Source organism: Methylobacterium ajmalii, assembly GCF_016613415.1.
GTDB classification, from domain to species: domain Bacteria; phylum Pseudomonadota; class Alphaproteobacteria; order Rhizobiales; family Beijerinckiaceae; genus Methylobacterium; species Methylobacterium ajmalii.
In genome coordinates this window covers 1-10,070 of the sequence record NZ_JACWCT010000084.1, presented here as the reverse complement: position 1 = coordinate 10,070, position 10,070 = coordinate 1, and the positions used below count along the sequence as shown (strand labels likewise).

8 protein-coding genes and 1 pseudogene are annotated in these 10,070 nt (G+C 72.3%); 1 reads left to right on the top strand and 8 read right to left on the bottom strand.

Annotation, left to right across the window (positions count from 1 at the left end):
• The 7 genes from HPY23_RS15805 to HPY23_RS15775 all read right to left on the bottom strand — a co-directional run.
• Positions 1-695, bottom strand: a 695-nt coding sequence (locus tag HPY23_RS15805) for a four-carbon acid sugar kinase family protein (protein WP_200649644.1), incomplete at its 3' end; no start/stop codon positions are given.
• 3 nt (positions 696-698) lie between these two features.
• Entirely contained in the window at positions 699-1,730 is a 1,032-nt protein-coding gene (locus HPY23_RS15800; RefSeq protein WP_236012886.1) for a 2-keto-3-deoxygluconate permease, read from the bottom strand.
• 377 nt (positions 1,731-2,107) lie between these two features.
• Entirely contained in the window at positions 2,108-3,424 is a 1,317-nt protein-coding gene (locus HPY23_RS15795; protein ID WP_091885627.1) for a dicarboxylate/amino acid:cation symporter, read from the bottom strand.
• Positions 3,425-3,593: 169 nt separating this feature from the next.
• On the bottom strand, positions 3,594-5,009 hold the full coding sequence (aspA, locus tag HPY23_RS15790; protein ID WP_091885624.1) for an aspartate ammonia-lyase: 1,416 nt from the start codon (positions 5,007-5,009) through the stop codon (positions 3,594-3,596).
• Positions 5,010-5,198: 189 nt separating this feature from the next.
• Entirely contained in the window at positions 5,199-6,098 is a 900-nt protein-coding gene (locus HPY23_RS15785) for a LysR family transcriptional regulator (RefSeq protein ID WP_060850744.1), read from the bottom strand.
• A gap of 107 nt (positions 6,099-6,205) precedes the next feature.
• Positions 6,206-7,300, bottom strand: a complete 1,095-nt coding sequence (locus HPY23_RS15780; protein ID WP_236012885.1) for a PAS domain-containing protein — start codon at positions 7,298-7,300, stop codon at positions 6,206-6,208.
• Entirely contained in the window at positions 7,282-7,464 is a 183-nt protein-coding gene (locus HPY23_RS15775) for a hypothetical protein (RefSeq protein WP_139234940.1), read from the bottom strand. Before HPY23_RS15775 ends, HPY23_RS15780 begins: the two co-directional genes overlap by 19 nt.
• 222 nt (positions 7,465-7,686) lie before the next feature.
• Here HPY23_RS15775 and HPY23_RS15770 point away from each other — a divergent pair, with 222 nt between their 5' ends.
• The gene (locus HPY23_RS15770; RefSeq protein WP_091885621.1) at positions 7,687-9,162 is read left to right on the top strand and encodes a methyl-accepting chemotaxis protein; all 1,476 of its coding nucleotides are present in this window, start codon (positions 7,687-7,689) and stop codon (positions 9,160-9,162) included.
• 176 nt (positions 9,163-9,338) lie between these two features.
• Here the strand turns inward: HPY23_RS15770 and HPY23_RS15765 are convergent.
• Positions 9,339-10,070: pseudogene (locus HPY23_RS15765) on the bottom strand (lipopolysaccharide biosynthesis protein); the annotation flags it as partial.

Genomic DNA, 10,070 nt, shown 5'->3' with positions numbered 1-10,070 from the left:
TCCGCCGCCGCCAGGGCGTGGGCGAGGCCGGCGCTGCCGACCCAGGCGAGGCCGGCCGCGTCGAGGGCGAGGCCCGCCCGCGCGATCCGGGCGAGGTCGTCGTCGTCCACCGCGTCGAGCACGGCGACGGCGAAAGCCTGCGAGGCGGCGTGAAGCGCCGCGCGCAGGGCCTCGCCGCCGGCCCGCACGGTGGCGAGCGGGATCGTCGCGCTGGTGAGCCCGGCCCCGTCCAGCATCGCGGGAAGCGCGTCGGTCGGGTAGGTGTGGTCCCGGCGCCAGAGCTCGGTCTCCGCGAGCGGCCGGCCCGCGACCCGGATCCGCCCGTCCTCGGTGGTGCGGCCGGTCGCCGGGAAGGCCGGCGCCAGGATCGCGAAGGCCCCGCCCGTGCGCCGGCGCAGGACCGCGAGGGTGGCGGCGAGCTCGGCCGCCGGCTGCCCCCGCAGGGTCGAGTCGATCTTCTTGAACACGGCCCGGTCCGGGTCGTGCAGCCGCTCCGCCAGGGCGGCGTGGCGGGCGGCCGCGGCATCCGGGCCGAGCTGGCGGCTGTCGGCATCGTGCGACAGGACCGCCTCGTCGGCCCCGGGTCCCGCCTCGCCCCATTGCACGCAGGCCGTGGCCCCGCGCCGGGCGAAGGCGATGGCGCAATCGGCCGCGCCCGTGAGGTCGTCGGCGAGGATGAGCCAGCGGCGCGCCATGGCTCAGGCGCGCTCCGGCACGGGCGCGGCCTCGGCGGGCTCGGCCGCGCCGTCCGCCGGTTCGCCGAAATGCTTGGCGGTCCAGGCGGTGGCGAGCGGCGTCAGGATCGCGGTCACCACCACGGTCGCGGCGACCAGCACCGTCGCGGGGGCGGCGGCGTCGGCATAGGCCGGGTTGGCGGCGGCGATGATCGCCGGGACCGCGGCGGCGTTGCCGGCGGTCGAGGAGGCGGCCACGCCCGCCACCCCGGTGCCGCCGGTGAGCCGGTCGGCGAAGAAGAGCGGGATACCGGTGAGCACCGTCACGGCGACGCCCAGCCCGAGGCCGAGCAGACCCGCCTGCCAGATCTTGGTCAGGTCGAGCCCGGTGCCGAGCGCGAAGGCGAAGAACGGGATCATCACCGGCACGGCGCGGCCCAGGAAGGCGCGCATCTCGCGGTCGAGGTTGCCCAGCAGCATGCCGACGAGCAGCGGCAGGATGCTGCCGACCATCGTCTGCCAGGGGAACGCCGACAGGCCGGCGACGCCGAGCGTCACCATGGTGAGGAAGGGGCCGGATTCGAGGCACATGATCGTGTAGGCGCCGACGTCCCGCGGGCGGCCGTACTGGCCCATCAAGGCCATGTAGAGCCCGCCATTGGTGTCGTTCATGGCCGCCACGATCGCCAGCGTCGAGAGGCCGGCGAAGAGCCCGGCCCCGATCGGCGCCTCGCCGAGCAGGCGGCCGAACACCACCCCCAGGATCATCGCGATGCCGACCTTCACGACGAGCAGCGTGCCGCCCTTCTTGACGATGTAGGGCGTCGCCCGGAAGTCGATGCTCGCGCCCATGCAGACGTAGAACACCGCCAGGATCGGCAGCGCGCCGGTGAACAGCGCCCCGGTGAACGAGCCGAACACCTTCGGGGTCGTCGGAAACAGGGTGGCGATCACGGCTCCGACGAGAAGCGGCACCACCATCATCCCGCCCGGCACGCGCTCGATCGCCCGCTTGATGCGGATTCCGCCCAGGTCCTTGTCCGATTCCATCGCCATGCGCTTCTCCCCCGCGGGGATCGCGCATCGAATGGCGCGACTGCCCGCTTGTTATTGCTTGAAGAGCGCAGAATGGCGGGGGAGTCAATCGCCGTAGTGCGCGATATGCGCAGAACGGGCGAACGGAGTGCGCGGGACGGGCGGGATCGGAGCTCGGGTGGCTGACGACGCCCTCATTCCCCGCCGTCGTTCCACCGGGACAAGGTGCCGTCAGTCCCAAGCGCGGGATCCCCTCTCCCTGCGGGCGGGGAGAGAGGATCCCGGGCCTTGTTCTTCCGACCAGCCCTATGCGGGCAGGAAGAGGGCGAAACCTCGCGCTCGACGTCGAAGCGATGGTGCCCCGCCGGCGTGCGGCCGGCGGGGAGACCGGCCTCGCCTCAGGCCGCCTTGCCGGCCGGCACCGCGACCGCGGCGGGGGCCTCGGCCGTCTCGTCGGTGCCCTCCTGCATCTCGCCCTGCCAGCGGGCGACCGCGGCGGTGGCGAGCCCGTTGCCCAGCACGTTGGTGACGGTGCGGCCCATGTCGAGGATCTGGTCGACGCCCATGATCAGCAGGATGCCGGCGGCGGGCAGGCCGAACATCGGCACGGTGGCGGCCACCACCACCAGCGAGGCGCGCGGCACGCCGGCGATGCCCTTGCTGGTCACCATCATGACGAGCAGCATGGTCAGCTGCTCGGTGACGCCGAGATGGATGCCGAAGGCCTGGGCGATGAACAGCGAGGCCAAAGCCTGGTACATCATCGAGCCGTCGAGGTTGAACGAATAGCCGAGCGGCAGCACGAAGCCGGTGACGCGGGGGCGCACGCCGAACTTCTCCAGCACCTCGACGGTGCGCGGGAAGGCGGCCTCGCTGCTCGCGGTCGAGAAGGCGACGATCATCGGGGTGCGCAGGAGGCGCAGGAGCCGCACGACGCTGTGGCCGAGCACCAGCCAGCCGGCGCCGATCAGCAGCGCCCACAGGACGGCGAGGCCAAGATAGAACACGGCGATGAACTTGCCGTAATCGATCAGCACGCCGAGGCCCTGGATGGTGACGACGGAGGCCATGGCGGCGAAGACCGCGAGCGGGGCGACCTTCATCACCGCGTCGGTGACCTTGAACATCACCGCGGCGAGGCCATTCAGCATGTGGACCATCGGGTCGGCGTAGCGCCGGTCGATCGCGCTGAGGCCGAAGCCGAAGAACACCGAGAAGACCAGGATCTGCAGCACCTCGTTCGTCGCCATCGCCGACACGATGCTGGTCGGGAAGACGTGGGTGATGAACTCGCGCAGGTTGATCGAGGCCGCCTTCAGGCCGGTCTGGGCCGCGGCGTCCGGCAGCGGCAGGCCGAGGCTGGCGCCGGGCTGGAAGATGTTGGCGACGAGAAAGCCGAGCGACAGCGAGACGATCGAGGCGGTGAGGAACCAGCCCATGGCGAAGCCCGCGACGCGGCCGACCGCCTTGGTGTCGCCGAAGCTCGCGATGCCCGACACGATGGTGGCGAAGACGAGCGGCGCGATGATCATCTTGATCAGCCGCAGGAAGATGTCGGTGCCGATGGTGAAGTAGCCGGCGATCTCCTTGGCCTCGGCTGGGCTGCCGGCCATGCCGTGCAGCACCGCGCCGACCGCGACGCCGAGCGCCAGGCCGATGCCGGTATAGAGGGTCAGCCGGCTCGACGAGCGTCCGGTCGATTCGACGTGGGCCATGGTTTCGTGTTCCTCCCAAGGGTGAACGGATGTGCGAAAAGACCCCGGGCGCGATCTGGCGCCCCCGGGTTCGTCCGCGAATGTCTGGCGTTTCCGTCCGGTGCATGCCGGCGATCCGGACGACCGCGGCGCGTTCGGGCCACGGCGATCACGGGATCGCGGCGATCTGTTAGATCGCCGTGAGGGCCTGCGGGCGCGTCAGCCGATCGGGCTGGAGCACCCTGTCGAGCTGGTCCCGGGCCATCAATTGCTTCTCGAGCACGAGGTCGTAGACGCCCCGGCCCGTGGCGTGCGCCTCCATAGCGACGGCGGTGGCGTTGCGATAGCCGATATACGGGTTGAGGGCGGTCACGATGCCGATGGAGTTCTCGACGCTGGCGCGCAGGCGCTCGCGGTTCGCCGTGATGCCGCGTACGCAGTTCACGTCGAGGGTGCGGCAGGCCGCCTCCAGGTGGGCGAGGCTGCGAAACAGGCTGTAGGCGATCACCGGCTCGAAGGCGTTGAGCTGGAGCTGGCCGGCCTCCGCCGCGAAGGAGATCGTCACGTCGTTGCCGATCACCTCGAAGGCGACCTGGTTGACGACCTCCGGGATCACCGGGTTGACCTTGCCGGGCATGATCGAGGATCCCGCCTGGCGCGCCGGCAGGTTGATCTCGTTAAAGCCCGCCCGCGGCCCGCTCGAGAGCAGGCGCAGGTCGTTGCAGGTCTTCGACAGCTTGACGGCGACGCGCTTGAGCACGCCCGAGACCTGCACGAAGGCGCCGCAATCCTGGGTGGCTTCCACCAGATCCTCGGCGGTGATCAGCGGGATCTCGGTGATCGCCGAGAGCCGCTCGCGCACCAGGCCGGCATAGAGCGGGTGGGCGGTGATGCCGGTGCCGATCGCGGTGGCGCCGAGGTTGATCTCGCGGATCAGGAGCTCGGCCTCGCCCAGCCGCGCCTCGTCCTCGGCGAGCATCCGGGCGTAGGTGCCGAATTCCTGGCCGAGCGTCATCGGCACCGCGTCCTGGAGCTGGGTGCGGCCCATCTTGAGGACGTCGTGGAATTCCTCTGCCTTGGCCGCGAAGCTGCCCCGCAGGGCCGCCATGGCGTCGACGAGGCGCCGGATCGCGCCGATCCCGGCGATCTTGAGCGCCGTCGGGTACACGTCGTTGGTGCTCTGCCCCATGTTGACGTGCTCGTTGGGATGGAGCCGGCCGTAATCGCCCCGCGTGGCGCCCAGCAGTTCGAGCGCCCGGTTGGCGATCACCTCGTTGGCGTTCATGTTGGTCGAGGTGCCGGCCCCGCCCTGGATCTGGTCGACCACGAACTGGTCGTGGAGCGCACCGGCCCGGATCTCGATGCAGGCCGCCACGATGGCGTCGCAGCGCGCGGCGTCGAGCAGGCCGAGCTCGTGGTTGGCGAGCGCCGCCGCCTGCTTGATCGCGGCCAGCGCCCGGATCAGGTCGGGGCAGGTGGAGAGCGTGGTGCCGGTGATGGCGAAGTTCTCGACGGCGCGCAGGGTGTGGATGCCGTAATAGGCGGCCTGCGGCACCTCCCGGTCGCCGAGTAGGTCGTGCTCGATGCGGGTTGCGATGGCGGTCAAGGGAAGGCTCCTCGCGCGCGGCCGCGTTCCGGCGCGCCCGAAGGCGTGCCGGGGCTCGAGCCCGCGTCGGATGGATGGATCGAGGCCGGGATCGGGCGGGGCGGTTCGGGGTGAACCGCGGCGCCGTCAGCGGATGGCGGCGGAATAATCCCGCAGGCGCGGCCCGGCCAATGCTATGTTTGCCATGAACTATTCCGCATCCGAATAGTTTGGCGGGTCCTCCGCCGCGACGGCCCAGACCTCGTCGAGGAAGGAGCGGTGGCGCTCGGCGCTGCGGTAGAGCCGGATGTCCATCGGCATCTCGCGGCCGAGCACCGTCAGCGCGCCGGCCCGGATCTCGGGGGCCACCAGGCTGCGCGGCAGCCAGGCGATGCCGTGGCCGCCGAGCGCCATCGAGCGCAGCGCCTCGGCCATCGAGTTCTCGTTGGTGTGGACCGGGTAGGTCGCCGGCGCGTCGTCACCGCCCTGCGCGATGCCGGCCAGGCGGCCGAGGAACGAGCCGCGGGAATATTGCAGCAAGGGCAGGCGGCCGCGGGCATCCGGCACCAGCCCGCGCGGCGCGGCCACCGCCGCCAGGCTGTCGCGGCCGACGATCCGGCAGGGATAGCGCTCCGGATCGAGGGGGATCGGGATGCCCGGGTGGTGGTAGGTCAGGAGCAGGTCGTAGCCGCCCTCGACCAGCGCCTGGACGCAGATGTTGAAGTTGTCCGGCAGCACCCGGCTCGCCACCGGCCCGAGCGCGTCGCGGATGCGCCCGAGCCAGCGCGGCAGGAACGACAGGCAGAGCGAGTGCAGCGCCGTGATCGTCACCACCGGCAGCCCGGCGCCGTCGCTGCGGGCGCGGAAATCCGCCCGGCTCAGGGTGAGGAGCCGCACCACCTCCTCGGCGGTCTCCAGGAACTGGCGGCCGTCGGCGGTGAGCGTGATCGGGTAGGTGCTGCGGTCGAGGAGCGCGGTGCCGAGCCAGACCTCGAGCGAGCGGATGCGCCGGCTGAACGCCGACTGGGTGACGGCGCGCGATTCCGCCGAGCGCGAGAAGCTGCGGGTCTCGGCGAGGCTCAGGAAGTCCTCGATCCACTTGAGTTCCATCGCGCTCGTCCGGGTGGGCGGGGAGGAGCGGGCTCCCCGTGCCGCGTCAGTCGCCGCACCTTACGGGAAGCGGCCGGGCAAGGCAGCCGGCCGCGTTTCCGGCGCCGTCACGCCTCCCGCAGGCCGGGTTTCAGCCCGGGCTCGAAGGTGAACGCCACCCCGGACGCCTCGAGCGCGCGCCGCACCGCCAGGAGCGTGTCGGCGCGCGGCCGCACCGCCGAGCCGGGCGCCTCCAGCCGGTTGACGGTCGAGACCGAGACGTTCGCGAGTGCGGCGAGTTCCTCCTTCGACAGGCCCGCCATGGCGCGGGCGCCCCGGACCTGGGCGGGGGTGAGCGTCTCGTCGGCGACCGGCGCGGCGCGGGGCGCCGCGGCCGGCGCCTCGGACCGGGCGGCGCCGTAGCGGGTCCGGCCCGGGACGCTGAGGCAGACCCCGACCCATTCCCGCACCGAGCCGTCGCGGTCGAGGACCGGGGCGCCGCGGGCATTGAACCAGCGGTAGATCCCGTCCGCGCACAGGACGCGGTAATCCGTGTTGTAGGGCGCCGTGTGCTCGACCGCCGTGGTCCAGGCCGCGAGCGTCCGGGGACGGTCCTCGGGATGCACGGCGTCGAGCCAGCCGAAGCCCTGCATCTGCGCGTGGGTCTGGCCGGTCAGGGCCATCCATTGCGGCATCTCGCTTGGCTCGCCGTTGGCCTTGTTGACCCAGAACACCGAGGCCGTGGCGGCGATCAGGGCGTTCAGCCGGTCGTGACGCTGCAGCAGCGCCCGCAGGGCGTCGTGCTGGGCCGTCACGTCGAACACCACGCCCATGCCCTGGCACGGCACGCCGTCCGGGCCCAGGATCGCCTCGGCCTGGTGCAGGATCCAGCGCTGGGTCCGGTCCGGCCGGACGATGCGGAACTCGCGGCTGACCGACTGGCCGGAGCGGAGCACCGCGATCTGGTCGCGGTGCGTCGCCTGGTCTTCGGGATGGATCATGTCGAGCCCGAAGCCGAAGGTCAGCTCCATGGCCGGGTCGAGCCCCAGGATCCGGTACAGGCCGAGCGAGGCGCTCAGCCGCTCGGTGCGCAGGTCGGCCGACCAGAACCCGACCTTGCCGGTCTCCTCGATGAGCTTGAGGAAGTGGCGGGACGAGAACGCGTACGGCACGGCGTTCGCCTCGGGCGTCGCGGGCGGTCGCATCAGGGCATGCGTCGGCATGCGTCGTCCTCGCCATGGTCGATTCGATCGGTGGACAGTTTTATCCCATTCGATCGGTTAACCGGGCATTCCATGAGCCGATGACCATCATGGGCGACGCCGCCGCCCGCCCGGACCGGCGGCGCCGCGGCGGCGATCGTGCCTTGTGACACGAAACCGTTCATGGCGGGGCGCCCTTCTCCCCGGGATCGGGGAGATGGCATGAAATCGCCGTCGAGGATGGTGGCATACGCTTGCTTTCGCCGGCCCCCGTTGAGGGCGTGGCAGTCCTGCGGTTCCATCCTGTAAGACGATGGCGCCATGCCGCCATCCGGGGACGAGAGCGCCGAAGCGCCGCGTTCCCGGGATGACGGGGCGAACGCCCCGCTCGACGATGGAGGGCGACGATGCTGCTGGGACACAACGCATTCAAGGCCAGGCTGGCCGCGCTGGACGCGTCGCAGGCCCTGATCGAGTTCGACCTCGACGGCACCGTCGTCACGGCCAACGCCAGGTTCCTCGCCGCCCTGGGCTACCGCCTGGAGGAGATCCGGGGACGGCACCACTCCATGTTCGTCGATCCCGCCGAGCGCGACGGCGAGGCCTACCGGGCGTTCTGGGAGGCCTTGCGCCGGAGCGAGTTCCAGCAGGCCGAGTACAAGCGCCTCGGCAAGGGCGGGCGCGAGGTCTGGATTCAGGCGAGCTACAACCCGATCCTCGGGCGCAACGGCAGGCCCTGCGGCGTGTTCAAATGCGCGGTCGACGTCACCGCCCAGAAGCTGCGCAATGCCGATTGCGAGGGCAAGCTGAACGCCCTCGACCGTGCGCAGGGCATCATCGAGTTCGACCTCGACGGGATCGTCCTCACCGCCAACGCCAACTTCCTGGCGGTGGTCGGCTACGCGCTCGACGAGGTGCGAGGCCGGCACCACCGGATGTTCGTCGATGCGGCGGAGCAGGACGCCGGCTACGCGCGCTTCTGGGAGGCCCTGCGCCGGGGCGAGTTCCAGCAGGCCGAGTACAAGCGCCTCGGCAAGGGCGGGCGCGAGGTCTGGATCCAGGCGACCTACAATCCCGTCTTCGACGCCTCCGGCCGGCTCCTGAAGGTGGTCAAGTTCGCCGTCGACGTCACCGCGTCGGTGACGCGGCGGCGGCGGCGGGAGGAACTCCACCACGGCATCGACCGCGACCTCGACGGCATCGCGGCCTCGGTCTCCGAGACCTCGCAGCAGGCGGTGAGCGCGGCGAGCGCCGCCGAGCAGGCCACCGGCAACACCCAGAGCGTCGCCGCCGGCGCCGAGGAGCTCGCCGCCTCCGTCGGGGCGATCAGCCACCAGGTCGTCCGCTCCCTCGAGGTAACGCGGCACGCCGTGGCGCAGGCCGACGCGACCTCGGCGGTGGTGGCCGGCCTCGCGGCCGCGGCCCAGCGCATCGGCGAGGTTGTGGAGACGATCGACCAGATCGCCGGCCAGACCAACCTGCTGGCGCTCAACGCGACGATCGAGGCGGCCCGCGCCGGCGAGTCCGGCCGCGGCTTCGCGGTCGTCGCCGCCGAGGTAAAGAGCCTCGCGGCCCAGACCAGCCGGGCCACCGAGACCATCGGCCGTCAGATCGCCGACACGCAGGCCGCCGCCAACCAGGCCGCCGCCGCCATCGCGGGCATCGGCGCCACCGTCGGCCAGGTCGACGAGATCTCCTCGTCGATCGCGTCCGCGGTCGAGCAGCAGGCGGCGGTCGCGCGGGAGATGTCGTCCAGCATGCAGGCGATGACGGAGGCGGTCGGCGCGATCAGCCGCAATCTCGGCGTCGTCGCGTCCTCGACCCGGCAGATCGACGCCGCGGCCCGCCTGGTCCGCGACGCCTCCCGCAGGATGGCCGGCTGAGGCGGCCCGCGAGAGACGCACCCCCGATCCTCCGGCCCGGGCGGGACCGTCTGGGGAAGGGAGCCGGGACCGAACGCCTGGTCGTCGGAGCGCCCGGGCTTCCGGGCGAGCCGTCGGGGTCTCGGCGTGGCGCCCGGAGGAACCGACGCTCCGCTTCCGACGCGGGGGCGCCGGCCTCAGGCCGAGCGGCGCAGCGGGTAGGACGGCATCGGGACCTCCACCGGCGTCCGGTCCTGGGCCACGATCACGTCCGGCACGCCGGCCGCCTCGGCGGTGTCGAACAGGCCGACCAGGCGCGGGTCGTCGGCCTCCGCGTTCGAGGCGATCACCACCGCGTCCATCCAGGCCGCCACCGCGCTCACCAGCGTCCGGGTCTCGGCCGAGAAGCCGTCGCCGACCGAGGCGATCACCCAGTCGTAGGCCTCGCCGAGGGCGTCGAAGGTCAGCCCGAGGGCCTCGCCCCCGGCGGCCAGGGTGCGGGTCTCGCCGCGGCCGCGGCCGATCAGGTTCAGGCGCGGGCCGGCCTCGCGCCGGATCGCCGCGGTGAAGTCGGCCCGGCCGGCGACGAGGTCGGTGAGGCCCGGATGCGCGTCCGCCGGGCCGTCGAGGCGCACCAGCAGGGCGCGGCCGTGCAGGGCGGCGGCACGGCCGAGGCTGCGGGCGAGGTCGTCGAGATCGGTGCCCTCGCCGGTGCCGACGAGGAGCACCCGCCGGCCGGCCCCGGCGGTCTCGACCGCGTCGAGCCGCGCCACCAGGACGTCGAGGTCGTAGCGCGGCTCGGCCGGCGCCTTCGCGGCGGGGGCCGGCGCGGCCTGCACGGGCGGGGTCTGGGCGAGCGGGATCTGGGCTGGCGGGATTGGGGCGGTCGGGACCTGTGCGGACGAGGCGGCGACGGGCCGGGCCGGATC